Below are 24961 nucleotides of genomic sequence, written 5' to 3'. Positions count from 1 at the left end.
CGCCACAGCCGGTGGACCAGGGAGTGACCTCGATGAGTGTTCCATCCTTCCTGAGGGTCGCCGGCCTCGTAAAACGGTTCGGCGCCTTCACGGCGCTGGACCGGATCGATCTCGAGGTGGAGAGCGGCGAATTCGTCTGCTTTCTCGGCCCCTCGGGATGCGGGAAGACGACGCTTCTGCGGGCTATCGCCGGCCTTGATCCTCAGGATGGCGGGCAGATCTGGATGGGCGGGCGGGATGTCTCGCGCGCCCCGCCGGCCGAGCGCGATTTCGGCATCGTCTTCCAGTCCTATGCCTTATTTCCTAACCTCACGGTTGCGCAGAACGTTGGCTACGGTCTCGTGAACCGGGGCGTGCGCCGGGCAGAACGGCTGCAACGCGTCCAGGAACTCCTGGCTCTGGTTGGCCTTCCAGATCAGGGCGCGAAGTACCCCGTCCAGCTCTCGGGCGGACAGCAGCAGCGCGTCGCACTCGCGCGTGCGCTGGCGACCTCGCCGAAGCTCCTGCTGCTCGACGAGCCACTCTCGGCACTCGACGCCAAGGTGCGGATCCGCCTCCGCGCCGAGATTCGTGACCTCCAGCGCCGCCTCGGCGTGACCACGATCATGGTCACGCATGACCAGGAGGAGGCGCTCGCCATGGCCGACCGCATCGTGGTGATGAACCACGGGGTGATCGAGCAGGTCGGAACGCCCGTGGAGGTGTACAGACGCCCCACGACGCCGTTCGTGGCGGACTTCATCGGCGCGATGACGTTCCTGGACGGGACCGTCGTGGCGGCCGATCGGGTCCGGAGCGGACCGATCGAGCTCCTCTGCTCAGGCGAGCGGGGCTTTCTGCCGGGTTCCGGCGTCAAACTCGGGCTTCGGCCCGAGGAGATCCGCGTCCGCGGCGTGCGCGAGGACGACGCTAATGCTGTCCCCGTACGGGTCGATGCGCTCGAGTTCCTCGGGCCCTATTGCAGGGCCCGGCTGATGCCGCAACTGGACGGCGCGCTTCCGATCACGGCCGATTTCTCGGCCAACCTCATGCGGGACCTCGGCATGGCGAGCGGACAGACCCTGCTCGTCGCGTTGCCGCCCGAGTCGATCCGCCTCTTCCCGGCCCAGGCCTGACGATGGCCCAGGCGTTAGCAGGAAGCGTCGTCTACGCGGAAACAGCGTCTGGGCAGCGTTCCACCCTGCTCGGCGAGCGCCTGATCGCCCGGCTCCTGATCCTGCTGCTCATCATCATCCTGATGGGCATCATAGCCCTGCCGCTCGCGTCGCTGTTGACGAAGAGCGTGGAGGACACCAGCGGCGCATTCGTCGGCCTTCGCAACTTCGCGACCTATTTCTCCACGCCGACCTTGGTCGCTTCGCTGTTCAACAGCATCCTGGTGGCGGCACTCGCCACCGCGATCGTGGTGCCGATCGCGTTCACCTACGCGTATGCCCTGACCAGGAGCCGGATGCGGCTGAAGGGTCTCTTCTATGCGGCTGCCCTCCTGCCGGTCTTCGCGCCGTCGCTCCTCGCGGCCATCGCGCTGACTTACGTGTTCGGCAACCAGGGCCTTCTGCGTGGCGCGCTGTTCGGGCACTCGATCTACGGCCCGATCGGGATCGTCATTGCGGAGGTCCTGTATGCCCTTCCGCACGCACTCGTGATCAACGTCGCTGCGCTCGCGATGGCCGATGCGCGGCTATACGAGGCCGCCGACGCGCTCGGCACGAAGCCGGCACGCGTGTTCCGGACGGTCACGCTGCCTGGCGCCCGCTACGGGCTGATCAGTTCCGCCTTCGTCGTTTTCACGTTGGTTGTCACGGATTTCGGTATCCCCAAGGTGATCGGCGGGCAGTTCAATGTCTTGGCGACTGACGCCTATAAGCAGGTCGTCGGGCAGCAGAACTTCCCGATGGGCGCAGTCGTCGGAATCATCCTGCTGGCGCCTGCCGTGCTGGCTTTCATGGTCGAAAGAACCGTTCAGCGCCGACAGGTGGCGCTCCTCTCCGCTCGTGCCGTCCCGCTTGAACCGAAGAAAAGGGCAGTCGCCGACCGGGTGCTCACGCTGTTCTGCGTGGCCGTTGCCGGGATGGTGGTGGCGACCTACGGCGTCGCGATCTGGGCGTCGTTCATCACCTATTGGCCCTACAACCTGTCGCTGACACTCGGGAATTTCGATTTCGAGCGCTTCGACCCCGCCGGGTGGGATCCCTACTGGACGTCGCTCAAGATGTCAGCGCTCACAGCCGTCGTGGGCACGGCGCTGATATTTATCGGGGCCTATCTTGTCGAGAAGACAAAGGTGTTTCCCGCCGGTCGCTTCTTTGCGCAGCTTCTGGCGATGCTGCCGATGGCGGTGCCCGGCCTCGTGATCGGACTAGGCTACGTCTTCTTCTTCAACGCGCCTTGGAACCCGCTGAACTGGCTCTACGGCTCGCTCGCGATTCTGGTGGTCAACTCGATCGCCCACTTCTACACCGTCGCGCACATGACGGCCGCGACGGCGCTGAAAAGCATCGATGGCGAATTCGAGGCGGTTTCGGCCTCCCTCAAGGTACCGTTCTGGGTGACATTCGGCCGGGTTACTGTGCCGATCTCGCTGCCCGCTATCCTCGACATCGCGGTCTACATGTTCGTCAATGCGATGACGACTGTATCGGCCGTAATCTTCCTTTATGGCGCCGACACGAAGCTTGCCTCGGTGGCAATCGTCCATATGGACGAGGCAGGAACGACCTCGTCCGCCGCCGCGATGGCCACCGCGATCGTCGCGACGGCCATTGCCGCGAAGCTGCTGCAGTTGGGGCTTTCGCGCATTCTTTCCGGGCGGCTGCAACGCTGGCGCATCCGGTGAACCTTCCAGAACAGGAATTCGACGTCGCCATCGTCGGGGCAGGGATCGTCGGCCTCGCGCATGCACTTGCCTGCCGAAGACGCGGCCTGAAGGTCGTCATCATCGAGCGCGATGCCCGGGCCAACGGCGCGTCGGTCAGGAACTTCGGCTTCGTCACCGTCTCCGGCCAGGAACAGGGAGCGATGTGGCGGCGGGCTCGGCGCTCGTGCGAGGTTTGGCTCGAGCTGGCCGAGGCGGCGGACATCCCGATCCACCAGCGAGGCATGCTCACCGCTGCGCGCCGCCCGGAAGCGGCTGCTCTCCTCGAGGCCTTTGCCGCAGGCCCGATGGCGAATGGCTGCGAGTTGATCGGCACGGGCGAGATCGGCCGGCGTTTTCCGGCGCTTTCCGGGCGCGCCACCGCGGCGCTCCTCAGTCCGCACGAAGTTCGCATCGAACCGCGCGACGCGATTCCGCGGGTGGCTGCCTTTCTCGAGGCGGAGCAAGGTGTCACCTTCGTCTGGGGGGCTGCTGTCCTCGCCGTGGAGCCCGGCCTCATCCGAACGAGCCAAGGCCGGATCAGAGCGAAGCGCGCGATCGTTGCCCCCGGCGACGATGCCACGACGCTCTTCCCCGAGGTGCTGGCCCCGTTCCGCCTGACCCGGTGCAAGCTCCAGATGATGCGGGTGCGGCCCGCGAGCGGAACCTTGCCGCACGTCCTCATGAGCGACCTGTCGCTGGTGCGGTATGCGGCCTTCGCGACGCTTCCAGAGGCGGCGCCGCTGCGGGCGAGGCTCGAGCGTGAGGCCGGGCCGCAGCTTGCGGCGGGCATCCACCTGATCGTCGCCGCGGCGCGCGACGGGACCTGCGTGATTGGTGATTCCCATGTCTACGATCGAACGCCGGACCCGTTCGCGGACGAGGCCACCGATAGACTGATCCTAGACGAATACGAGGCGCTGCTCGGCGAGCGGCCGGCAATCGTCGAGCGCTGGACCGGCACCTACGCCTCGTCGGGAGAAGCGCCCGTGATCGTTGCTGCACCTTCTCCCGAGATCCGGGTCGTCACCGTTGCGACGGGTGCTGGCATGTCATGCTCCTTCGCGCTTGCGGAGGAAGTGGTCGAGGAAATGGGCCTCTGATGCTTCGGGCGGTAGCGGAATCGGAAAGCGACACGAACCTGACGGATCGTCGAGCGGACTGGCAGGCGCGCAGCCTCGATGCGCGGACGCGCCATCTGCTCGACCGCGATACGTCAGCCTTTCTGCACCAATCCGTGTCCACTCCTTGCCTGAACGCCATCGCGAAGGCGGAGGGAATCTGGATCGAGGACGTGGCGGGCCGCCGCTACATGGATTTCCACGGCAACAACGTCCATCACATCGGTTACGGCCATCCGCGCGTGAAGCGGGTGATCGCCGAGCAGATGGACACCCTTCCTTTCGCGCCGCGCCGTTACGCCTGCGAGCCGGCGCTGGCGCTCGCGGAGAAGCTCGGCGAAATCTCGCCTGGCACGCTCTCCAAGGTGCTGTTCACCACCGGCGGCTCGGACGCGGTCGAAGTCGCCGTGAAGCTCGCTCGAGCCGCGACCGGGAAACACAAGACCCTCTCCTTCTGGGACGCCTTTCACGGCGCCGGCTTCGGCGCGTCGGCCATGTCGGGAGAGGTGCTGTTCCGCTCCGGCCCGGCAGCGCCGCTGGTCGCCGGCGCGCTGCAAGTTGCTCCCTTCGGCGGCTATCGGTGCCCTTACGGCACCTCAAATCCGGAGGAGAGCGGCGCCGCCTGCGCCCGAATGATCGATTACATCCTGTCGCATGACACGGATGTCGCCTGCCTCATCGCCGAACCGACGCGGGCCGTTCCCTACATCCCTCCGCCGGGCTTCTGGGCGGAGGTGCGCCGGATCTGCGATCTCCACGGCGTCCTCCTGATTTTCGACGAGATCCCGACCGGGCTCGGCAAGACCGGCCGCATGTTCTCCTGCGACCATGATGGCGTCGCGCCCGATATCGTGGTGATGGGAAAGGCGCTCGGCGGTGGCATTCTGCCGATCGCCGCCGTGATCGCTCGGCCCGAGTTGGACGTGGGCGGCGCCTGGGCGTTTGGGCACTACACGCACGAGAAAAATCCGGTCACCACCCGTGCCGCTCTCGAAACGATCGCGGTGATCGAGGATGAGGAGCTCGTCGACAAAGCCGCGCTCGTCGGCTCCGCCGCCCTAACCCGCATGGAGGAGATGAAGGCGCGCCTACCCGCGATCGGAGACGTCCGGGGCCGCGGCCTTCTGCTGGGACTCGAACTCGTGCGCGACCGGGACACGCGGGAGCCGGACGGCGACCTTGCCGAGACGGTCCTCTACCGCTGCCTGGACGAGGGCGTGTCGTTCAAGACAACCATGGGGAACGTCCTGACACTGACCCCGCCCCTGGTAGTGACCGAGGCGCAGATGATGCAGGCGCTCAGCGTTATCGAGAAGGCCATTGCGGCCGGTTGAGCCCGCAATTCAGGGCTCGATCAGCCGTTCCGATCGAGTTCGGCGATAACCTTCACGGGACGGAAGATCTCCAGTCTCGCATCGATCATGCTGTCGATCTTCGCATAGACCTCCCGGACGGAGAGTCCTTTCCGCCGCCCCTTCTTGCCCTTCTCGAAGAAGATTGCAGCATTGGCCCTTGCGGCGGCCGGGAAAGCTGCCGTCGCGCTTTGCGCCTTCTTTGCCGTCTTCATGGCGATGAAGCGGGTTGCACCGTCTAGCCCAAGGAAATGGGCGAGGTACATCTCCGTCGGCGTCAGCTCGCGGCCGATCTTGAGGCCGATGAGAGCGGCATCGCGGCGAAGCATCTCGGCCGCCATGACGGCCGCGATGTAGGGCTCACGCCGAAGGTTGAGGATGCGCGTACGCTCGGCGTCGTCCGCGATCGACGGCCTGTCGTCGACCGTGTCGACCATTGCGGCTTCGGCAGCGAGACCGTGCTTCGCCCCAAAGGTCCTGACAGTCTCGAGCCAGGTCCGCTCGATGAACTGGAACAACCCCTCGGCACTGGACGTCGACGCTTTCACTTCCGTCCGGAAGCTCGACTCCTTGTCGGCAAGGGCCATCAGGTAGATCGGGTCGACATCGGTCGCGAGCGCAGCCTTCACGATTGTCTCAACCAGACGGCGCGGCAGCTCGCGCGAACCGAAACGGAGATATTCCTCGACCTCCTCGCGGCTCGCCTCGAAGCTCGGATGCTTGATATCGGCGGCAGTGACCGATGCGGCATCAAGCTCCCGGATGGGCGTTGCGACGGGAAGTGCGCTCTCCGTCGGCTTCTCGAGGGCATTCGCGTGATGGGCGGGTGCCTGCAGCGAGGCAGACAGGACCAGACTCGGCGGGATGGCCGTCGCAATCGATCCTGGGACCACCGGCATGCCAGGTTCGAGGCCCCGCTCCGTCGGCTCGGTAACGTGATCGACGAGGGCGGGAAGTACCGGCTGAAGCTTGAAGCGGTGACCGGCTGCCTGCGCGACCCCGACGGGAGCGAGTGCGGAGTTGGGTATCGTGCCACAGGCAAGAAAACCGAACCCGATCACGGCGGTGACCCGCCCGACACGCGTTCCGGCGCGATCGACCGCATCGAGGACGCGGGCGACTCGATCCCTCGCGACATACCGCGAAGGAAGCCAATGAACGGGATCTTGCGTGTCCGGATTGCCATCTGCCTCGAACGTTGCCTCACTCCGGACCCGCATCTCACCTCCAATCAGCTCCGCCCAGCTCGGGCCGCCGACGGGGGCGCCAATTGGCCGGGGCATGTGGCTGGAATGCGACCAGATGAAGATTTTTTGGAACCGTTTCGGACCGTTGGGCGTTAGTTCGGCCTTTGTACGCCAGCCTGGAATCGAAGGATCACCTAGGTGCGCGCGCGAACCCGGCGGCGCTTCAGCCCCCCACGGCGAGCGGAACAGGCCGAGGGCACCTATCCAGATCCTTAAAGAGGAGCTTGCGGGTTCAGCGGCTAAACAGCCTGCCGCTTCCAGAAGAAATGGTCGGAGCGGCGGGATTCGAACCCACGACCCCTAGTCCCCCAGACTAGTGCGCTAACCGGGCTGCGCTACGCTCCGACACCCTGGCGGGTGCCTGCTTGGTATGGCCTTCCGGCCTTTCGCGCAACCCCGGCCAGCGAACCGGCCGGGGCTGCGGCGCAATTTAGCTGTGCGCGAGGATCGCGAGCAGCAGGAGCGCGATGATATTCGTGATCTTGATGGCCGGATTCACGGCCGGTCCGGCGGTGTCTTTGTAGGGGTCGCCGACGGTGTCGCCGGTGACGGAGGCCTTGTGCGCCTCGGAGCCCTTCATGTGGCGGATGCCGTCCTTGTCGACGAAGCCGTCCTCGAAGCTCTTCTTGGCGTTGTCCCAGGCGCCGCCGCCGGAGGTCATCGAGATGGCGACGAAGATGCCCGTGACGATCACGCCCATCAGCATCGCGCCGACCGCCGCGAAGGCCTGGTTGCGGCCCGCGATCGCGTTGATGACGAAGTAGGTCACGATCGGCGCGAGCACCGGCAGGAGCGAGGGGATGATCATCTCCTTGATGGCCGCCCGCGTGAGCATGTCGACCGCGCGCCCGTAATCGGGCCGGTCGCGCCCCTCCATGATGCCGGGCTTCTCGCGGAACTGGCGCCGGACCTCCTGCACCACGGAACCCGCGGCGCGGCCCACCGCCGTCATGCCCATTCCGCCGAAGAGGAACGGGATCAGACCGCCGAGCAGCAGCCCGACCACGACGTAGGGGTTGGAGAGCGAGAAATCTACCGTCACGCCCTTGAAGTACTGGAAGGCCGTCGCGCCGGGCTTGTTCGCCTCCGTCACGAAGAAGTTGAGGTCGGACGTATAGGCGGCGAAGAGCACGAGCGCGCCGAGGCCCGCCGAGCCGATGGCGTAGCCCTTCGTGACCGCCTTCGTGGTGTTGCCGACCGCGTCCAGCGCGTCGGTGGACTTGCGGACGTCGCTCGGCAGGCCCGCCATCTCGGCGATGCCGCCCGCGTTGTCCGTCACCGGCCCGAAGGCGTCGAGCGCCACCACCACGCCGGCGAGCGCCAGCATGGCGGTCGTCGCGATCGCGATGCCGAAGAGGCCGGCCAGCGAATAGGACACGATGATGCCCGCGATGATCACGATCGTCGGCATGGCGGTCGATTCGAGCGAGACCGCGAGGCCCTGGATGACGTTCGTGCCGTGGCCGGTCACCGAGGCCTGGGCGATCGAGACCACAGGCCGCTTGCCGGTCCCCGTGTAGTACTCGGTGATCACCACGATGAGCGCCGTCACGGCGAGACCGGTCAGCGCGCAGCCTAGCAGCGCGCCCGACGTGAAGCTCACGCCGCCGACGGTCGTGAAGACGGTGCCGAACCCGCCGAACATGACGAGGTTCACGACCGCGATCGCCACCACGGAGAGCACGCCCGCCGCGATGAAGCCCTTGTAGAGCGCCCCCATGATGGACTGGTTCTGCCCGAGCTTCACGGCGAAGGTGCCGATGATCGAGGTCACGATGCAGGCCGCGCCGATCGCCAGCGGATAGAGCAGCATCGTCTCGAGGACGGGTTGCCCGGCGAAGAAGATCGCGGCGAGCACCATCGTGGCGACGATCGTCACCGCATAGGTCTCGAAGAGGTCCGCCGCCATGCCGGCGCAGTCGCCGACATTGTCGCCCACATTGTCGGCGATCGTCGCGGGGTTGCGCGGATCGTCCTCCGGGATCCCGGCCTCGACCTTGCCGACGAGATCGGCGCCGACGTCCGCGCCCTTCGTGAAGATGCCGCCCCCGAGGCGGGCGAAGATCGAGATGAGCGAGGCGCCGAAGCCGAGGGCGACGAGCGAATCGATGACGAGCCGGCTCGCCGGCGCCGCGCCGACCACCCGGGTCAAGAACGCGTAGTAGATCGTGACGCCGAGGAGAGCGAGACCGGCGACCAGCATCCCGGTCACCGCGCCCGACTTGAAGGCCACGTCGAGTCCGTCCGCCAGGGAGCGGGAGGCGGCCTGCGCTGTGCGCACGTTGGCACGGACCGACACGTTCATGCCGATGAACCCGGCCGCGCCCGAGAGGATCGCCCCGACGGCGAACCCGACCCCGACCCAGATGCCGAGCAGGAACGCCAGGATGGCGAAGAGCACGATCCCGACCGCGCCGATGGTGATGTATTGCCGCTTCAGATACGCCTGCGCGCCTTCGGCGACCGCGGCGGCGATCTCCTGCATCCGGGCCGTCCCGGCATCGCGCTTCATCACGTCATTGATGGCCCAGAGGCCGTAGGCAATCGACAGCGCGCCGCCGATCACGATGAGGAGGATTGCCAGCATCGAGTTCCCGGTCCGTTTCCTAAGGAATTGCCCGAGGTGTTCTGGACGGCCACGCGGCTGTCCGCCCTCTTGTGGCAAGAAGAGAAGCTTAAGCTGCCAAACTTTCGCCTCACGGGCAATTCGGACCTTCAGGTGAGAGCGGGCTCGGGTGTGGTGAAAATGCGACGCCGCATGCCCCAGATGAGCGCCGCCAAAGTCATGGCCACGACAGGCAGCACGAGCCAGTTCAGCATCGCCCAGCCGCCGGCATTGACCAGACTTCCCGACGAGAAGGATGCGGCCGCAACCGAGCCGAAGACCAGGAAGTCGTTCATGGCCTGGGTCTTCGTGCGCTCCTCGGGCCGCGCGCCTTCCGCAATCAGTGCGGTCGCTCCGACGAACCCGAAGTTCCAGCCGATCCCGAGAAGAATCAGGGCGATCCAGAAATGCGCGACGGAGGTGCCGGCGACGCCAACCAGGGCCGCCGCCGCGATCAGGAGGAGGCCTGCGATCACCACCTGCACCCGCCCGAACCGGTCCATCAGGTGCGCCGTGAAGAAGCTCGGACCGTACATGGCCAGGATATGCCACTGAATCCCGAGCGTGGCGCTGGCGAGCGAGTGGCCGCATTCGCCGACCATCGCGAGCGGCGCGGCCGTCATCACGAAGCTCATGAGCCCGTACGAGACGAGCCCGGCCAGGACCGCGAGCAGGAAGCGCGGCTGGGCGAATATCTCGCCGAGCGGCCGTCCGCCCCCACCCTGCCCGGGAACCGTGACCGCTGCCGGCGCGCTGCGCAGGAAGGCGACTACGCCGAAGGACAGAAGTGCGAGGCCGGCCTGGCCCAGGAAGCCGCCCGCGAAGGGCGAGCCGGGCAGGAGATCGCGCGTCCAGATGACAGTCTGCGGGCCGACGATGCCGGCAACCACGCCTCCGGCCATGACCCATGCGATGGCGCGTGCCCGGAACGCAACCGATGCGACGTCCGTCGCCGCAAAGCGATAGCTCTGGACATAGGCCGAGTAGAACCCGGCCAGGAATGTGCCGAGGCAGAAGAGGAGGAAGCTTCCGCGCGTCGCCCCGATCGCCGCGATCGAGCCGGCCACCATGCCGATAGTCGTGCCGACCATATAGCCGCCGCGCCGGCCGAAGCGGCGCATGGCGAGCGCCGCCGGGATGGTGCCGGCCGCGATGCCGAGCTGGAGCAGGCTGACGGGGACGGTGGCGTAGGTCGGATCCGGCGCGATCGCCTGCCCTACGAGCCCGCCGAGCGAGATGACGATCGCCGGGCTCGCGCCCCCGAGCGCCTGCGCGCAAAAGAGCACCTTCGCATTGTGGCGGGCCACCTCGTCATCGGTCATCACGATTCGCGTGCCTCGGAAGCGGCCGAAAAATGTGCAACCGGCCGATACGCGGCGAAAACGTTCCACGCAATGGTCGCGAGAGAGAAGTTTGTTCTACCTGAAACAACCCTCCTGTGCTCGCGTAGCAACCCTGCTCAGTCGGACGAAGGCGCTGCCCAATGGGGGACGGAAACGGCCGGCGAAATCGGTGGGGAGGCTTCGTCCGGGGCCGCCATCAGGCAGGCTCCGATCGGGCTCGTCGATACCCTGCTTTTCGGCTCCCGGCGGGATTATAAGCTGACCCGGACAATCTCTTCGGCCTACGAGCCAACCATTCGGTTCTCCCCGTCCACGAGGACCATCCGGTAGGCTCGCCTAAGCTGCGAGGATGACGTGGGTCGAGATCGAGAAGACGCCCTGCACGCCGAGTACTGTCAGCAGAACCTTGTCGCGTACACTTCTGAGTTTGCCTCGAATCAAGTATCGCACCCGCGCCACAACGGCGACTATCGAGAACACGAAGGGATTTCGGCCGGTACAGAGCAGAACATCCTTCACCGCCCGGCGCTCTGCCCAGAACTCCGCCATTATGCCGGTATCTCGGCGATTACAGGAATCGACGACTGCCAGCGTCGGATTGCCCAGCAGGAATTTCGTGTAATCCTGCAGCATCACCAGCCCCGGTCCGTATGACCGCAGCGTCTCATCGAAGGCGGTTCTCCAAGTATAAGCCTCGGCCCCGGAGCGCAGCAGGACGTCCATCACGATCTCTCTTCCGGAGAGTTTCAAGATGTGGATCGAAACCAGTCTCTCCTTGGCCAATCCGGCGATCATGTCTCGAGCGACGCGCGCCCATTGCGGGCGGAGGAGGAACGCATGCCCACGCCTGATCCGACTTGACTTCCACCCCGCGCTTTCGAGGGCCAGGAACTTCTCGAAAGCCGCGCACACCGCATCAGGCTCTTCCACTATCTCGTACTCGAGGCGACCAAGTTCCTCCAGTCGCCGCCTGAGGCGCGCGATCCTTTTCAGTCGAGAGCGCGAGAGTTGCTTTGAAAGGTAAGATGCGGGGTCGAACTCGCAATCCAGCCTCGGTCTCCGGCGGGTATCGAGTAACAGCCACGGGAGTTGGCGCGTCCTGACTGAGCCCAGAAGCAGTTCAAGGAGGAGGCCGTCCTCGAAGTCGCTTGCATCGATCACGCTAGGCAGATTGGCGTTCCTTTGAAATTCCTCGACCATGGCCGAGATGACCTCGCGCGCGAGGGTTCGGTCGACCACAGGAGTTCCAAGGTGAGAATGGCGGTTGAGGGGTGACCGCAGAAGTCTCATCGGAAACCAAGGAGCTGCAGGGGCGACCGCAAAGGCCCACACCCCGACGAGCCGTCGGCGTCCGTCGCTTTCGGTAGCCCAAACGAGCAGCGTGTGCGTCGAGGCCGCTTCGCTCTCGGCAGCCGCGACCACGGCTGGCTCCATAAAGACGTTCGGGGTCCATGCCCGGCTTACAAGATCGCGCCACTCACTCTCGAACTTCAGATATCGCTCGGGGCCGGCGACCTCGACATCCAGAGAACCGGACTTGTGGCGACCATCCTTCCTCGCGGGAGCGACCAACCTGCGTTCGCCAGCACCTGCAAGCGCAACGCGCCGCATCTTTTCAGCAAAGAGAACGGCCATCTTCGATCCTTACTCGAAGCAAGCGTGGCGAATTCCGCGATGCAGGAGGAAACGCAAGGTCAAGACTATGTATGTATCTTACTATCCTTGCATTGGCTCCTCGCACCTCTTTGATCGCAAGTAACATCGAGTGTAGTGTCTCACACCCCCCAATCGGGTGAGATCGGGGGCGACCCAACCGCGCTGCGGGACAGTGCTGCGGATTTGGGAGGCCGTTCCGCATGATGGACGACGCAGTCAGGCGCGCAGAGGCATTGGTACTCGAGGCTGCGACGGATCCCGGGGCCTGGTCGCTGGCACTCGGCGAAATCTGCAGATCGGCGGGAGCATACGGTGCGACGATGCTACCGTTGGAAGGTCGCGTTCCGGGGACGCCGCACTCCGACAGCCTCTCGGAACTCGCCGACAGCTACTTTCGCGGTGGTTGGGCGGAGCGGGACTTTCGTATTCGCGGGATACCCAAGCTTAGCCGGACCGGTGTCGTCGTGGAGCAGGATTTCACGACGGAAGCGCAAATGCGGAAGGAGCCGTACTATCAGGAGTTGCTTGCCCCTTTCGGGCTGCGCTGGTTCAGCGGGGTAGCCGTCCGGGCGGACGAGGATGTCTGGTGCCTGGCCTTCCAACGCACGGAAGAGCAGGGTTTTTTCACGAGGGACGAGCAGCTTGGGCTGCGCAGACTCGCCGCACCGCTCTCGCGAGCCGCGACCTTGGGAAGAAGAATCAGCGCTGCCCGACTTGCCGGTTTGACGGACGTCCTTGAAGCCGTGGGCTGCGCCAGCCTCTTGCTCGATCGAGCCGGTCACGTCACTCGCGCCAACCGCCGCGCAGAGTTGATCCTGGGCCAGGACCTGGCGATCGCCAGGGGCGAATTGCTAGCGCCACGCGAGGCTGGCGTTAGCGCCGCCATACGTCGCCACGTGGCGGCCGTCCTGTGGTCCCCGATCTACCCGGATGCACCCTCTCTCTCTCCTGTCGCTGTGCCACGACCGGGACGCCGGCCTTTGATCCTGCAGGCGCAGTCGCTGAGGGGGGCGGGCTCGGACTTCTTCGCTCCGGGAAGGGCCATCGTATTTGTCACGGACCCCGACGAGCGCTGCGCGCCGGCGAGAGAAACGCTTCGGCTATTATTCGATCTGACCGAAGCAGAGGCGCGCCTCGCCGTTTCTCTGTCCGGAGCCTTCCAGCTTCCTCTCGCCGCCAAAGAGGTGGGAGTGTCGTACGAAACAGCTCGTACATATCTGAAGTCAATTCTCGCAAAGACGGGCACTCGGAATCAGGCTGAGCTCCTCTCGCTCCTGACCCGCGTCGCCCGTCAGCGACCGCCGGCAATGCTGGGAGAATCTGACCCCCACAAGGGCAAGCACAGATGCTCGCCTCGGGGCGGCATCGGCTGCTGAACTCCGCGCTGCCGAACTCCGCGGGACGGCAGCCTACAACACTCTGCGCCGGCGCCGCCGACGACGCCGACGGCTTCCGTCGGGTTCGGGTAGGTCGCGCGGGCGGGTCCAGCCGCCCTCCCTCGCCCAGCGCGCCACCGTGACGGGCGTGACCCACAGCCGAGAGGCGATGATCAGCGTCGGCAGCTCGGTCTGGACGAACAGCCGCCGCGCTTCCGCGACGATCTCGGGCGCGTAGGGCTTGCCACGCCGGCTTCCGGTTTCGGCGAGCGGCGCCGTCCGGGCTCTTGCTGCGAAGCGCCGCCTGCCGGGCCGCGGGCTGGGCCGCGTCCAGCCCCGCTTCCGGATCCAGTTCGAGATCGTCGCCTGGCTCACGCCGGCCTGGGCGGCGATGCGCTTCTGGGACAGGAGGGTGCCGGTCGCGAGATCGCGCGCGAGTTCGACCCCATCCGCCAGATAGGGCCGACCGCGCCGGATGCGGGAGCGGGGCGGCCTGATATGCCCCGGTCCAGGCGGCCGCGCCCAGCGTCCGCGCTTCACCCAGCGCGCCAGGGTCGCCGTGCCGATTCCGAGTTCGAGCGCGATCCGCTCCAGGCCGAATTGGGTGCCCTCGACCATCTTGCGCGCCGCCTCGCGCGTTTCGGGCGGGTGGCGGCCGCGGCGCCTTCCCTCCACGTGGGCCTTCTCCTCCCCCGAAGGGGGAGGTGGCAGGCGCGGAGCGCCTGACGGAGGGGGACACGCGGCAAGCGGCTCCCCACCCCGGTTCGCGCTTCGCGCGACTCGACCCTCCCCTGCGGAGAGGGATCCCGGCGCGCGGCCACCCTCCCCGTCCGCGAAGCGGAACTGGCGCGACCAGCGCCCGACCGTCGCCTCCCCGATACCGGTCCGGGCGGCGATCTCGGCGAAGCGCAGCTCCGTGCCGAGAAGCGCGCGGACGGCCTCCACCACCTCGGCCCGATAGGGTCGCCCGCGCCGGCACGGCTCGCGGAGGGGTGGCGAGGATTGTGCGGTCTGGTCGGCGGGATCGCTTGTTGCCGTCATGGACCAAGGATTATAATCCTTGTCCGGCTTCGTCAATCCAGGCTGCGACGCCTCGGGTGCCTGGCCCTAGCTCGCCGGGTCGTAGCCGAAGACGCGGAGTTCCTGCGCGCAGCGGCAGGCGATTGCGATCTTCTGCGCCCAAGCGATCGCGTCCTCGCGCGTCGGCACTTCGAGGACAGTGAAGCCGCCGTCGAGCCGGCTGCCCGGGTAGGTCCCCGACGACACCGCTCCGTCGGCGGAGACCAGCACGGGATCGACGCTTTCATCGATCCCGCCGCCGAAGACATAGACCCCGGCCGCCTTGGCCTCTTCGATTACCGCATGAGCCGCGGCTGCGACGAGTGGGAGTTCCTCCTGCGCGACCACCATCGCCGCGCTCGGGAACGAGATGAGGTACTTGGCCATGTCGCTGGCCCTGCCGCTCAGGCCGGCAGGACGACCACCTTCGTCTTGACCGGCGTCTGCTTGTAGAGGTGGATCATGTCCTGGCTCAGCAGGCCGACACAGCCGCTCGTCACGCCCGAGCCGATCGATTCGGGATCGCTCGAGGCGTAGATCGTGTACAGCGTGTAGGCGCCGTTCTGGTAGAGATGGAGCGTGCGGGCGCCGAGCGGGTTGTCGAGGCCGCCGGGCATGCCGCGCGCCCATTTGGCCGCCTCGGGCTGGCGCTTGATCATCTCCCTCGGCGGCGTCCAGGTCGCCCATTCGGATTTCCGCCCGACATAGGCGTGCCCGCTCCACCGGAACCCGTCACGGCCAACATTGGCGCCGTAGCGGGTGGCGGCTCCGTCGCCCTCGATGCGGTAGACGTAGTAGTTGGCGGGATCGACGATGATCGTACCCGGAGCCTCCTTGGTGTCGTAGGCGACCGTCTGGCGGTAGTATTTCGGGTCGACCTTGCTGATATCGGCAGCCGGGATCGGGAACTTCTCCTCCGGCACCGGCCCGTAGAGCTTCCTCGCCTCGGCGAGGCTCATGCCGTCGGTCTGGCAGCCCGCGAGCCCCAGCGCGGCCAGACTTCCCGAGCCGAACAGGAACGACCGGCGCCCGATCAGGCCCTGCTTGCGCCCAGGTGAAGCCGTCTCGTCCATCTCGCCGAGAGAGCTGGCTGTACCGTCCTTCATCATGTGCCGGACTTTCCAATCCTGGTTGCGGGCGAGCGATGACCTTCGCATCCGCCCGTTAAAAGTCCTTTCCGGGCGCGAGGCGCAGTCAGGCGGCTCGACCCGGCGAGAGATTACACGTGAATTGCTGCCAAAAGTGTATCGGCGGCGCCACGGTCAGAAGTGCTGGAACGACCCGTCGACCAGACCGTAAGGCGCCCCGTCGCGCAGGATCGCCAGCGGCTCCGTCCCGCTCCTCACCTCCCCGAGCACGGCGAATCCCAGCCCGAGCGCCGCCGCGTCGCGGGCGATTATGTCGAGCCTGTCCGGCAAGGCCGTGAGGAGTATCTCGTAATCGTCGCCGCCGGAGACGAGCCTCGGCAGGAGATCCGGCGCGGCCGAGAGGGCGGCGCGGGCGGCGGGCGAGAGCGGCACCCGGTCGAGTTCCAGCGTGCCTGATACGCCGCTCGCCCGCAGCATTTTCGCGAGGTCCCCCGCGAGGCCGTCGGAGACGTCCATGGCGGCCCTCGCGTGGCGGCGGAGCGAAGCCGCGAGCGCGGTGCGGGGGCGCGGGCGACGGTAGCGGTCGAGGAGGTAGGCCCGGTCCCCATCCGACAGTGCCCCCGCCCAGGCCGGCTCCGCCGCGGCCAGGCCGGCATCGGCGCGCGCCAGTTCGAGGCCGAGCGCCGCGTCCCCGATCGTGCCGGTCACGCAGACGGCCTCGCCCGCGCCTGCATTCGTTCGCCGGACCATGGTGCCGGCCGGGACCGACCCAAGCGCCGTAACCGAGATGGAGAGGGGGCCAGGCGTCTTAACGGTGTCGCCGCCGAGGAGAGGACAGCCGAGCTCGCCCGCCATCGCGCCGAGCCCCGCACAGAACCCCGCGAGCCAGTCCTCGGTCCAATCCGCCGGAAGCGCGAGCGTCAGGAGAAAGCCGAGCGGATCGGCGCCTTTCGCCGCGAGGTCGGAGAGATTTACGCCGAGCGCCTTGTGGCCGATCGTGTCCGGCGCGTCGTCAGGCAGGAAATGCACCCCAGCGACGACGGCATCGGCCGTAAGGACGAGGTCGTGCCCGGCAGGCGGGGACAGGAGGGCTGTATCGTCCTTGAGGTCCAGCGCCCCGGGGCCGGCCAGCGGCCCGAAATAGCGGGCGATCAGTTCGTCCTCGCCAGGGCGGGCCACCGCGCCGCTCAGCCTCGCGGGCGCGACGGACCGCGGGCGCGATCCTTCATCTCGTCCTCGCGGACCTCCCGGGCGATGGCGTCCAGAACGGCGTTCACGAGGCCCGGCTCGTCGCCGCTGTGGAAGTCGTGCGCCACGTCGACATATTCCGAGATGGCGACGCGCGCGGGCACGTCCTTCCGGAAGCGGAGCTCGTAGGCGCCCGCCCGCAGGATCGCGCGCAGCACGGCCTCGACGCGCGCCAGTGGCCAGCCGGTCGCAAGGGCCTTGTCGACCAGTTGGTCCACCGCGACCTGCTCGCTGACGGTGCCGCGCAGGATGTCGCGGAAAAACCTGTTCTCGGCGGGCTTGAAGCTGACACCCTCGACCTCGCGGCCGATCCAGAAGGCCTCGAACTCGGCCATGGCATCGAGGACGCCTTTGCCAGCAACGTCCATCTGATACAGCGCCTGGACGGCCGCGAGCCTAGCGGCGCTGCGCTCGGCCGGCTTAGCCATTGGCGCCATCCTTCATGCGGCGGACATGCCGCAGGACGCTGAGCGCAGCCTCGGCCGCGCCGCCGCCCTTGTTCATCTCGGAAACGCGCGCCCGGGCCCAGGCCTGGTCCTCATTCTCCACCGTAAGGATGCCGTTTCCGAGCGGCAGGCGCTCATGAACCGACAGATCCATGAGGGCGCGGGCGCTCTCGCCCGCCACGATGTCGTAGTGGCCCGTCTCGCCCCGGATCACGCAGCCGAGGGCTATCGCCGCGTCGTAGGGCCTGTCCGCCGCCCGTGCGGCATCCGTCGCAAGCGCGATCATGGCGGGGATCTCGAGGGCGCCATCGACCGTGAGGATGTCGAAGGCCGCCGAGGCGGCTTCGAGCGCCGCGCAGGCACCTGCCAGGAGCTCATCGGCAATGCCGTCGTAGTAGCGCGCCTCGACGATGAGAACGCGTGCGCCCGGGACCGGTTCGCGTCCCTGAGTTCTTGTCTCTGTAATCATCTTGTCCAGCGAAAGCTGCCCGGCTCGGACGGAGACGCGGCAGGTGGGGCTGACTACCTGCCCTGCCCCGCCTCGACAAGGCGTGCGGCATAGCGCGCCATGAGATCGACCTCGAGATTGACCCGGTCGCCGGCGCGGCGATCCCCCCAGGTCGTCACCGCCAGGGTATGCGGGATGAGGAGGACAGAGAAGGTGTCGCCCTCGACCGCGTTCACCGTCAGCGACGTCCCGTCCAGGGTGATGGAGCCCTTCTCGGCGATGAAGCGCATGAGCTCCGCCGGCGCTCGCAGAACGAAGCGCGCCGTCGGCCCCCCTTTGCCGCCGCCCGTCACCTCCTCGCGCGCTGCGATCTCTGCCACGCCGTCCACATGCCCGGTCACGATATGCCCACCGAGTTCGTCGCCGATCTTGAGCGAGCGCTCGAGGTTGAGCCGTGTCCCCTCACCCCAGCCTGCTGCATTCGTCCGGGCGAGCGTCTCCGCCGCGACGTCGACGTCGAACCAGGAGCCCCCCTCGCGGGGACCCGAGCCCACCGCGGTGAGGCAGGGGCCCGAGCAGGCGATCGAGGCACCCAGCGCGATGGAGGCCGGATCGTAGGCCGACGCGATGCGGAAGCGGCGGAGCTTGTCGCCGGCCGACGCCGCGACGATCCGCCCGACATCGCTGACGAGACCCGTGAACATCAAATCGCCCTTTCGAGATGCCGGATCCGGTCGGGGCCGACCGGCTCGTCCGACAGGGTCCGGAACTTGGCCGCCAGTGCCGCGGACAGATGCGGGCCGACAGCCTCCAGCCCCCGTGCGCCGAGCGGGCGCTCGTTCGTGATCACGACGGCCTCGTCGAGGAGATCGTCCCGCGCCAGCGCATCGGCAAGGGTCGGCCCGCCCTCGCACAGGATGCGGGTGAGCCCGACCTCGCCCAGACGCCGGAGAGCCGACCTGAGCTCGAGCTTGCCGCCATCAAGGGCCGGCACACGCAGCACCGTCACGCCACGCGCCTCCAGCCGCTCCTCCGCCGCACGATCCGCCTCGGGTCCGCAGAGAATGAAGGTCTTCCTGTCCTCGGCGGTTTCCACCAGCCTGGAGCCGAGCGGCGTCCTGAGGTGGCTGTCCGCCACGACCCGGACGGGCGAGCGCGCCTCCATGCCGGGCAGGCGCACATCCAGGCCGGGATCGTCGGCAAGGATCGTCGAAACACCCACCAGGACAGCATCCGCATGGGCGCGGAGCATGTGGGTGCGCCGGTTCGCCCCCTCGCCCGTGATCATGAGGCGGGCCGTACCCGCGGCAGCAAAGCCGTCAGCGGTCCGGGCGAGCTTGAGGATGACCGCCGGCCTGCCCTCGCGGGCGCGAGTGAAGTGTCCCCGGTGATCGCGAGCCGCCTCCGCCGAGAGAATTCCAGTCGCGAGCGCGATCCCGGCCTCGCAGATCATCGCGTGGCCCCGGCCCGCGACCCGCCGGTCCGCATCCTCGAGGGAGGTGACCAAGCGGCCGACACCTGATGCGATCACGGCCTCGGCGCAGGGCGGCGTCCTGCCGTGGTGCGAGCATGGTTCCAGCGAGACATACAGCGTCTTGCCGCGGGCCGCTTCGCCGGCCTCCGCCAGCGCGACGCGCTCCGCATGAGGGCGCCCTCCCGGCTGCGTCACGCCGGCCGAGACGATCCGACCGTCCGAGGGATCGACCAGCACCGCACCGACCGAGGGGTTCGGCCAGGTGCGGCCGAGGTTCCGGTAGCCGAGCGCCAGGGCAAGCCGCATGAAGCGCTCGTCGGAAGCCGAAGTGGTCACGCCCCGCTGCGCTCGAGAGGCCGGCTCTCGTCGGCCTCGGCCTGCGCCTTCTCTTCGGAATCCAGCCGGCCGATCAGCTCCGAGAAATCGTGGGCGTCGCGGAAGTCCCGGTAGACGCTGGCATACCTGACATAGGCGACGGCATCGAGCGTGCGCAGCCCTTCCATCACCAACTCCCCGATCGTCTCGCTCGCGATCTCGGGCTCGCCCGAGCTTTCGAGCTGGCGCACGATGCCGTTGATCAGCCGCTCGATCCGCTCAGGCTCGATCGGCCGCTTCCGGAGCGCGATCTCGACGGAGCGCTGCAGCTTGTCGCGCTCGAAGGCGACCTTGCGGCCGGAGCGCTTGACCACGGTCAGATCGCGCAGCTGCACGCGCTCGAAGGTCGTGAACCGGCCGCCACAATCCGGGCAGACCCGCCGCCGCCGGATGGCGGCGGAGTCCTCGGTCGGGCGGGAATCTTTGACTTGGCTGTCGAGGCTTCCGCAGTAGGGGCAGCGCATGTCGGGGGCTCGTCCCGCTCTCGCGGCGCGCGTCAGCCGTAGATCGGGAACCGGCGGGTCAGCTCGCGGGCGCGCTCGGCAACGGCCGCCTCGACGGCGCCGTTGTTCCCCTCGCCATTCGCCTTCAGGCCGTCCAGCACCTCGACGATCATCCCGCCGACCTGCCTGAACTCGGCCACGCCGAAGCCGCGCGTGGTGCAGGCGGGGGTGCCGACCCGGATGCCGGAGGTCACCGTCGGCTTCGCGGGGTCAAAAGGGACCCCATTTTTATTGACGGTGAGATGTGCACAACCTAGGGTTGCTTCTGCGGCTTTTCCGGTGAGGCCTTTGGAGCGCAGGTCCACCAGCATCAGGTGGTTGTCCGTCCCGCCGGCGACGATCTTGTACCCGGCCGAGGAGAGCGAATCCGCAAGCGCCTTCGCGTTCTCCACCACGGCCTTCGCGTAGAGCTTGAACTCCGGCCGCAGCGCCTCGGCGAAGGCCACGGCCTTCGCGGCGATGACGTGCATCAGCGGCCCGCCCTGCAGCCCGGGGAAGATGGCGGAGTTGATCTTCTTCGCCAGCGCCTCGTCGTTCGTCAGGATCATGCCGCCGCGCGGCCCGCGCAGCGTCTTGTGCGTGGTGGTCGTCGCCACATGCGCATGCGGGAAGGGCGAGGGATGCGCCCCGCCCGCCACGAGCCCGGCGAAATGCGCCATGTCCACCATGAAGATCGCGCCCACCTCGTCCGCGACCTCGCGGAACCGCGCGAAATCCCACACCCGCGAATAGGCCGACCCGCCCGCCACGATCACCTTCGGCCGGTGCTCGCGCGCGAGGCGCGCCACCTCGTCCATGTCGATCGTCTCGTCGTCCTCGCGCACCTTGTAGGACACGACGTTGAACCACTTGCCGCTCATGTTCACGGGCGCGCCATGCGTCAGGTGCCCGCCGCAGGCGAGGTCGAGCCCCATGAAGGTCTCGCCCGGCTTCATGGTGGCCATGAACACGGCCTGGTTGGCCTGGCTTCCCGAATTCGGCTGCACGTTGGCGAAGCCGCAATCGAAGAGCCGGCAGGCCCGCTCGATCGCGAGCTGCTCGGCGATGTCCACGAACTGGCAGCCGCCGTAATAGCGCCGGCCCGGATAGCCCTCCGCGTACTTGTTGGTCATCACCGAGCCCTGCGCCTCGAGCACGGCGCGGCTGACGATGTTTTCCGAGGCGATCAGCTCGATCTCGTCCCGCTGCCGCCCGAGCTCCAGCGCGATCGCCCGGGCGATCTCCGAATCGGCATCGGCGAGGCCGGCGGAAAAGAACGAATTCGACAGCTGGTAGCTGCCGGACGGGGATGCGCTCATGGGACTCGGGCCTTCGCGGGATCAGGGCCTACGCGGAATGCGCGCGGGTTAGCACGGGGGGTGCGGGCGGGGCAAACGGCGGGGGATCCTCCCCCGCCTGCGGGGGAGGTGGCGCGAAGCGCCGGAGGGGGCCCTGTCTCCTCCCCCGCCTCGCGGAGGAGGAACCTGACACCCCGCCCTCGCGGGGCAGCGAGCCCTGGATCCTCCCCCGCCTGCGGGGAAGGTGGCAGGCGCGCAGCGCCTGACGGAGGGGGCGCCCCAGTTTGCGCGAAGAGAGACGAAGCGGAAACGGGCCATGAGACTGGACTACGAAGCCCGAGACGGACTCTCTCTACATCGAGCTCAAGGATGGCCTGGCGCGGAGACCCGCGAGATCGGTGAATGCGTCCTCACCGACTTCGACGCGGTCGGAAACGTCGTCGGGTTCGACATCGACGACGCCTCGGGCAAGCTCGATCTGTCGCTGGTCGAGACCGCCGCGCTTCCGCACGCGCAAGCGGCCGAGTAAGGCGGGCGCGACGCGGCCGCCTCGAACGTCAGCCAGCCGCTGTTAAGCGGTGCACGGACGATTCATCTCGATCTCGTCGCGCTACCACCCGAGCTTCAGCGAGATCGCCCGGGCGATCTCCGGATCGGCCTCGCCGAGGCCGCCGGAAAAGAACGAGTGCAACGGCTGGTAGCCGCCCGACCGGGATGCGCCTATGGGATTCGGGCCAACGCGGAAGGCGCGCGGGTTAACACGGGGGTGCGCAACGGGAGAACCGGGGGCAGCACGCCCCCAGATGATGACCAGCTAGATGCAGGTTCGCCGCAGACCGTCAGCTCCTCGCAGGCGCGCGCTAGGCCCCCTAACCCAGCATCAGCTGGCGATCAGACGTTTGACGCCATCGAGTTCCCGAGCAGCTTCGTCGATCGAGTACTTAGGCTTGAGCTGAACCAGCTGCTCCACGATCTCACGGTCGTCTTGATCGCTACGTCGCCGACGGAGAAGAAAGACTAGCGTCGAAGCGAGTTCCAATTGACGAACTGACGGCTTACCGAAGAGTGCATCGAAGCGGTCGAGCTCTCCATCCAGAGCTGAGAGGTAAGACGGAGCTTTCGCCTTAATCGCATCTACCGCCGGACCACCAGTGACCACGTATCGATTTTCAGACGAGATGTAGTCGACCTTCACGCCGCCGATGCCGCGGGCGATATCCAAGTCGCCTGCTAGATCGCGGCTGAACGCTCCGTAAGTGTACAGCGAAAAGCTGTACCCGGTACGGAAATTGAAGCCCTCTTCGAGAAGGTGAACAATCTTCTGAAGCGCCTTTTTTCCAAGCTGGCCATCACCCCCGAAGCGCTCAGACAGCCGAGTGATGAGGGCGATTTTGTCCGCAGTCCTGATGCCGACCGGAGCCGCCGTGCTCATGATTCCTCCAGTCGCCGGAGCGCTTCGCCTCGCGCCGATGGCGCCGCGTAGATACGACGCTGATTCACAGTTTGAAGTCCGTTAACGACAGGCGATCGAGTCGCCAAGGGAACCGAGCGGATTTTTCCACTCCTCGCTTCCCGCAGTCTGATTTCCTCGCGCTGATACTTGTACCATGATTTCGTGGCATCGCGAACCACCACATCCAAGTCTTTTAGGCGTTCCTCCGCAACCTCGAATGCTTCAAGATCATCTAGGCTCGGACACTCTGGCGTATGATAAACAAGCCGGTGATGATCCCTAGCCCGGATTGCTTTACAGTCTAGATCGTTCTGATTAGCTGTTATTTCTGAGAGCATCCGCCAGTCGTCCCAAGCGAGGTACTCCTTCACTCCGTCTTTGGTCGGAGCAGGAAATGTGCCGCCCTTACTCGACAGCACGTGCTGCGCTGCTTCACCGTAATGATAATCGAAAATCACTCGCGTCTTATGAAAATAAACCTGTGTAAACATCATGTACCTTGCGATTAGAAGCCCCTCAACCGCATGAATTCCGTCATCTTCGATGCCGATGACGTGCCCAGACCCATCTTCATCCTCGCACAGGCAAACCGTATTTATCACTCTATCAAGATCATATCGGCCATATGTGACACCACTGTGGTAACTATCTCGCAACAGATAATCCATGCGGTCAGCATCCATTTGGCCGGCAATGATCTCTTTCCAGACAATTGACCGCCCAAGCTCTAGCCCGCCCTCAAACATCGAAGAGATATCAGAGTACTTTATTCCGTAGTTATTTTTGTTTGATGGATGATTTTCGATCAAGTCGGCAAGTTCATAACGTACTATAGCAGCCGAGTACTGCTCATGCGTGTAGCGTTTCTCTGAACCACCCTGAAATGGGAGACAATCCTCTGCGGTATGAGAGAGAGGCCCGTGACCGAGATCATGTGTCAGTGCCGCCAAGCGAATGATTTGCTTCTGCCGAAGCAGACCAGCGTCGTCGAATCCGTGCTCGCTTCTTAGAAGTTCAGCATCTTTCCTAACAATGCTATCAAACAGCCGTGTCGCCGTATGACAGACACCCAGAGAATGCTCAAAACGTGTGTGCATTGCTCCTGGGTAGATGTAATCTGTCCAGGCGAGTTGCTTGATGCGTCTCAGACGCTGAAACGGCTTTGAATTTATTATGTCCCATTCCAGCGGATTGAAGTCGATCATACCGTGTACGGGATCCCGGACAGAGTACCGCTGTGTGAGCTTCGACATCACCAAACCTGGCAAGTGATGGGCTGCTACTTGTCAGCCTTGACCCACCACCCGTACGTGCGCCGAAACTGCAGGTCAAACCTGCGCGAACGTTACTTCGACGCCATCCCAATCCGGGCCCAGGGAATTGGCGCCACCTCCCGCTTCACAACCTCGTCGACCCGCAGACGCAGCATCCGTATGTGCTAGTCGGCCAGCCAGGAACCGCGGCGGTCGTCGTGGGCGGCCTAGCCGGGCTGATCGTGCGCCGCGCGGTCGACCTCCCCGGCGAGGCGGGCCTATGCGCAGTAGAAGTCGTGCACATGGCGGCCGATCGGGTGTTGGCGGTGGAAGCCGTGGCCGTTCATGGCCCCGCGCCGCAACTCCCGCCAGAGCAGGACCGACGGGAAGCGCCATGGTGCGGCGGAGGCGGCGGGATCGGGCGAAGGCTTCTTCCGCACCGTGCATAGCGGCCTCTCGGGTCGGGCTTAGCGGCCCCCTCCACCATGCAGCCCGGCTGCGCCGGGGCCGCATGGTCCCCCTCCCCCGCCGCATGTCGGGCCTGCCCGAGTTGCGCATGCCTGATTGCTGATCTCGGCAACAGCCGAGATTCGGTGCGGGGGAGGATCCCGCGGCGCCTTGACGAATGCCGGCTTTTCGGCTTATATTCCTATGTTATGAGCACGGATCGTCCCGGCTGCGCCCCTCGCCCCCTCCACCGGGCTTTGCCCGGTCCCCCTCCCCCGCGTGGACGCGGGGGAGGATCACCCGCCGCGGCCGCCCCGCCCTGCGCGGCTGCCGCTC

At 66.4% G+C, this 24961-nt stretch carries 23 protein-coding genes and 1 tRNA gene; 6 read left to right on the top strand and 18 right to left on the bottom strand.

Features of this window, described 5'->3' with window-relative positions; genetic code table 11:
* Nucleotides 1–32 precede the first annotated feature (32 nt).
* Genes ACO2SS_RS13105 through pbfA form a run of 4 tightly spaced genes read left to right on the top strand, consistent with a single transcriptional unit; the run spans nt 33 to nt 5309 of the window.
* A complete protein-coding gene (locus ACO2SS_RS13105; protein ID WP_423278119.1) occupies nt 33–1115 on the top strand; it encodes a putative 2-aminoethylphosphonate ABC transporter ATP-binding protein in 1083 nt (360 codons plus the stop codon).
* A 2-nt stretch (nt 1116–1117) separates the two neighbouring features.
* Nucleotides 1118–2836, top strand: coding sequence for a putative 2-aminoethylphosphonate ABC transporter permease subunit (locus ACO2SS_RS13100; protein WP_423278118.1), 1719 nt, complete (start codon nt 1118–1120; stop codon nt 2834–2836).
* Nucleotides 2833–3957 carry a TIGR03364 family FAD-dependent oxidoreductase gene (locus ACO2SS_RS13095; RefSeq protein ID WP_423278117.1) on the top strand — a complete coding sequence of 375 codons (1125 nt, stop codon included), beginning with the start codon at nt 2833–2835 and terminating at the stop codon, nt 3955–3957. Before ACO2SS_RS13100 ends, ACO2SS_RS13095 begins: the two co-directional genes overlap by 4 nt.
* Nucleotides 3957–5309 (top strand): (R)-1-hydroxy-2-aminoethylphosphonate ammonia-lyase, encoded by a 1353-nt coding sequence (gene pbfA / locus ACO2SS_RS13090; protein WP_423278116.1) that lies wholly within the window; start codon nt 3957–3959, stop codon nt 5307–5309. The genes ACO2SS_RS13095 and pbfA overlap by 1 nt, the downstream gene beginning before the upstream one ends.
* Nucleotides 5310–5329: 20 nt before the next feature.
* Here pbfA and ACO2SS_RS13085 read toward each other — a convergent pair whose 3' ends face one another.
* From ACO2SS_RS13085 to ACO2SS_RS13065, 5 genes are all read right to left on the bottom strand, one after another.
* Nucleotides 5330–6547 (bottom strand): transglycosylase SLT domain-containing protein, encoded by a 1218-nt coding sequence (locus tag ACO2SS_RS13085; protein WP_423278115.1) that lies wholly within the window; start codon nt 6545–6547, stop codon nt 5330–5332.
* Between the two features lie 294 nt (nt 6548–6841).
* Nucleotides 6842–6919, bottom strand: a tRNA-Pro gene (locus ACO2SS_RS13080).
* 85 nt (nt 6920–7004) lie between these two features.
* Nucleotides 7005–9161 (bottom strand): sodium-translocating pyrophosphatase, encoded by a 2157-nt coding sequence (locus ACO2SS_RS13075; protein WP_423278114.1) that lies wholly within the window; start codon nt 9159–9161, stop codon nt 7005–7007.
* A gap of 128 nt (nt 9162–9289) precedes the next feature.
* Nucleotides 9290–10501 (bottom strand): MFS transporter, encoded by a 1212-nt coding sequence (locus ACO2SS_RS13070; RefSeq protein ID WP_423278113.1) that lies wholly within the window; start codon nt 10499–10501, stop codon nt 9290–9292.
* Nucleotides 10502–10858: 357 nt separating this feature from the next.
* Complete coding sequence (locus tag ACO2SS_RS13065) at nt 10859–12157, bottom strand: GNAT family N-acetyltransferase (RefSeq protein WP_423278112.1); 1299 nt, start codon at nt 12155–12157, stop codon at nt 10859–10861.
* A gap of 221 nt (nt 12158–12378) precedes the next feature.
* Between ACO2SS_RS13065 and ACO2SS_RS13060 the strand changes: the two genes are divergently transcribed.
* Nucleotides 12379–13554 (top strand): helix-turn-helix transcriptional regulator, encoded by a 1176-nt coding sequence (locus ACO2SS_RS13060; RefSeq protein ID WP_423278111.1) that lies wholly within the window; start codon nt 12379–12381, stop codon nt 13552–13554.
* A 33-nt stretch (nt 13555–13587) separates the two neighbouring features.
* Here the strand turns inward: ACO2SS_RS13060 and ACO2SS_RS13055 are convergent, their stop codons facing one another.
* The 10 genes from ACO2SS_RS13055 to glyA form a co-directional block, all read right to left on the bottom strand.
* Complete coding sequence (locus ACO2SS_RS13055) at nt 13588–14595, bottom strand: hypothetical protein (protein WP_423278110.1); 1008 nt, start codon at nt 14593–14595, stop codon at nt 13588–13590.
* A gap of 66 nt (nt 14596–14661) precedes the next feature.
* Nucleotides 14662–15000, bottom strand: a complete 339-nt coding sequence (locus ACO2SS_RS13050; RefSeq protein ID WP_423278109.1) for a YciI family protein — start codon at nt 14998–15000, stop codon at nt 14662–14664.
* A 17-nt stretch (nt 15001–15017) separates the two neighbouring features.
* The gene (locus ACO2SS_RS13045; protein WP_423278108.1) at nt 15018–15722 is read right to left on the bottom strand and encodes a L,D-transpeptidase; all 705 of its coding nucleotides are present in this window, start codon (nt 15720–15722) and stop codon (nt 15018–15020) included.
* Between the two features lie 153 nt (nt 15723–15875).
* A complete protein-coding gene (thiL, locus tag ACO2SS_RS13040; RefSeq protein WP_423278107.1) occupies nt 15876–16880 on the bottom strand; it encodes a thiamine-phosphate kinase in 1005 nt (334 codons plus the stop codon).
* 8 nt (nt 16881–16888) lie between these two features.
* Nucleotides 16889–17377, bottom strand: coding sequence for a transcription antitermination factor NusB (gene nusB, locus ACO2SS_RS13035; protein WP_423278106.1), 489 nt, complete (start codon nt 17375–17377; stop codon nt 16889–16891).
* On the bottom strand, nt 17370–17864 hold the full coding sequence (gene ribH / locus ACO2SS_RS13030) for a 6,7-dimethyl-8-ribityllumazine synthase (protein WP_423278105.1): 495 nt from the start codon (nt 17862–17864) through the stop codon (nt 17370–17372). The genes nusB and ribH overlap by 8 nt, the downstream gene beginning before the upstream one ends.
* Before the next feature lie 53 nt (nt 17865–17917).
* Complete coding sequence (locus tag ACO2SS_RS13025) at nt 17918–18547, bottom strand: riboflavin synthase (RefSeq protein ID WP_423278104.1); 630 nt, start codon at nt 18545–18547, stop codon at nt 17918–17920.
* Nucleotides 18547–19653 carry a bifunctional diaminohydroxyphosphoribosylaminopyrimidine deaminase/5-amino-6-(5-phosphoribosylamino)uracil reductase RibD gene (gene ribD / locus ACO2SS_RS13020; RefSeq protein ID WP_423278103.1) on the bottom strand — a complete coding sequence of 369 codons (1107 nt, stop codon included), beginning with the start codon at nt 19651–19653 and terminating at the stop codon, nt 18547–18549. Before ribD ends, ACO2SS_RS13025 begins: the two co-directional genes overlap by 1 nt.
* The gene (nrdR, locus tag ACO2SS_RS13015; RefSeq protein ID WP_423278102.1) at nt 19650–20156 is read right to left on the bottom strand and encodes a transcriptional regulator NrdR; all 507 of its coding nucleotides are present in this window, start codon (nt 20154–20156) and stop codon (nt 19650–19652) included. The genes ribD and nrdR overlap by 4 nt, the downstream gene beginning before the upstream one ends.
* A gap of 32 nt (nt 20157–20188) precedes the next feature.
* Nucleotides 20189–21493, bottom strand: a complete 1305-nt coding sequence (gene glyA / locus ACO2SS_RS13010) for a serine hydroxymethyltransferase (protein WP_423278101.1) — start codon at nt 21491–21493, stop codon at nt 20189–20191.
* A gap of 295 nt (nt 21494–21788) precedes the next feature.
* Between glyA and ACO2SS_RS13005 the strand changes: the two genes are divergently transcribed.
* Nucleotides 21789–22001 carry a DUF2283 domain-containing protein gene (locus ACO2SS_RS13005; RefSeq protein WP_423278100.1) on the top strand — a complete coding sequence of 71 codons (213 nt, stop codon included), beginning with the start codon at nt 21789–21791 and terminating at the stop codon, nt 21999–22001.
* A gap of 351 nt (nt 22002–22352) precedes the next feature.
* Here ACO2SS_RS13005 and ACO2SS_RS13000 read toward each other — a convergent pair whose 3' ends face one another.
* From ACO2SS_RS13000 to ACO2SS_RS12990, 3 genes are all read right to left on the bottom strand, one after another.
* Entirely contained in the window at nt 22353–22904 is a 552-nt protein-coding gene (locus ACO2SS_RS13000) for a hypothetical protein (protein WP_423278099.1), read from the bottom strand.
* Nucleotides 22901–24130 (bottom strand): HD domain-containing protein, encoded by a 1230-nt coding sequence (locus tag ACO2SS_RS12995; protein ID WP_423278098.1) that lies wholly within the window; start codon nt 24128–24130, stop codon nt 22901–22903. Before ACO2SS_RS12995 ends, ACO2SS_RS13000 begins: the two co-directional genes overlap by 4 nt.
* A gap of 326 nt (nt 24131–24456) precedes the next feature.
* Nucleotides 24457–24618, bottom strand: a complete 162-nt coding sequence (locus ACO2SS_RS12990) for a DUF559 domain-containing protein (RefSeq protein WP_423278097.1) — start codon at nt 24616–24618, stop codon at nt 24457–24459.
* Nucleotides 24619–24961: the final 343 nt, after the last annotated feature.

Origin of the sequence: Enterovirga sp. CN4-39 (assembly GCF_049446235.1) — a bacterium.
Taxonomy (GTDB): Bacteria; Pseudomonadota; Alphaproteobacteria; order Rhizobiales; family Beijerinckiaceae; genus Enterovirga.
Note: the sequence above shows the minus strand (reverse complement) of the source record. Positions and strands in the feature narration are given on the sequence as shown.

Bases quoted from the DNA above. Each gene is read 5' to 3' on its own strand.
- ribH (WP_423278105.1), bottom strand. From the start codon at position 17,864: ATGATTACAGAGACAAGAACTCAGGGACGCGAACCGGTCCCGGGCGCA.
- ACO2SS_RS13060 (WP_423278111.1), top strand. From the start codon at position 12,379: ATGATGGACGACGCAGTCAGGCGCGCAGAGGCATTGGTACTCGAGGCT.
- nusB (WP_423278106.1), bottom strand. From the start codon at position 17,377: ATGGCTAAGCCGGCCGAGCGCAGCGCCGCTAGGCTCGCGGCCGTCCAG.
- pbfA (WP_423278116.1), top strand. From the start codon at position 3,957: ATGCTTCGGGCGGTAGCGGAATCGGAAAGCGACACGAACCTGACGGAT.
- ACO2SS_RS13055 (WP_423278110.1), bottom strand. From the start codon at position 14,595: ATGACGGCAACAAGCGATCCCGCCGACCAGACCGCACAATCCTCGCCA.
- ACO2SS_RS13050 (WP_423278109.1), bottom strand. From the start codon at position 15,000: ATGGCCAAGTACCTCATCTCGTTCCCGAGCGCGGCGATGGTGGTCGCG.
- ACO2SS_RS13025 (WP_423278104.1), bottom strand. From the start codon at position 18,547: ATGTTCACGGGTCTCGTCAGCGATGTCGGGCGGATCGTCGCGGCGTCG.
- ACO2SS_RS13000 (WP_423278099.1), bottom strand. From the start codon at position 22,904: ATGAGCACGGCGGCTCCGGTCGGCATCAGGACTGCGGACAAAATCGCC.
- nrdR (WP_423278102.1), bottom strand. From the start codon at position 20,156: ATGCGCTGCCCCTACTGCGGAAGCCTCGACAGCCAAGTCAAAGATTCC.
- ACO2SS_RS12995 (WP_423278098.1), bottom strand. From the start codon at position 24,130: ATGATCGACTTCAATCCGCTGGAATGGGACATAATAAATTCAAAGCCG.
- ACO2SS_RS13075 (WP_423278114.1), bottom strand. From the start codon at position 9,161: ATGCTGGCAATCCTCCTCATCGTGATCGGCGGCGCGCTGTCGATTGCC.
- ACO2SS_RS13105 (WP_423278119.1), top strand. From the start codon at position 33: ATGAGTGTTCCATCCTTCCTGAGGGTCGCCGGCCTCGTAAAACGGTTC.
- ACO2SS_RS13100 (WP_423278118.1), top strand. From the start codon at position 1,118: ATGGCCCAGGCGTTAGCAGGAAGCGTCGTCTACGCGGAAACAGCGTCT.
- ACO2SS_RS13045 (WP_423278108.1), bottom strand. From the start codon at position 15,722: ATGATGAAGGACGGTACAGCCAGCTCTCTCGGCGAGATGGACGAGACG.
- ACO2SS_RS13085 (WP_423278115.1), bottom strand. From the start codon at position 6,547: ATGCGGGTCCGGAGTGAGGCAACGTTCGAGGCAGATGGCAATCCGGAC.
- glyA (WP_423278101.1), bottom strand. From the start codon at position 21,493: ATGAGCGCATCCCCGTCCGGCAGCTACCAGCTGTCGAATTCGTTCTTT.
- ACO2SS_RS13065 (WP_423278112.1), bottom strand. From the start codon at position 12,157: ATGGCCGTTCTCTTTGCTGAAAAGATGCGGCGCGTTGCGCTTGCAGGT.
- ACO2SS_RS13005 (WP_423278100.1), top strand. From the start codon at position 21,789: ATGAGACTGGACTACGAAGCCCGAGACGGACTCTCTCTACATCGAGCT.
- ACO2SS_RS13070 (WP_423278113.1), bottom strand. From the start codon at position 10,501: ATGACCGATGACGAGGTGGCCCGCCACAATGCGAAGGTGCTCTTTTGC.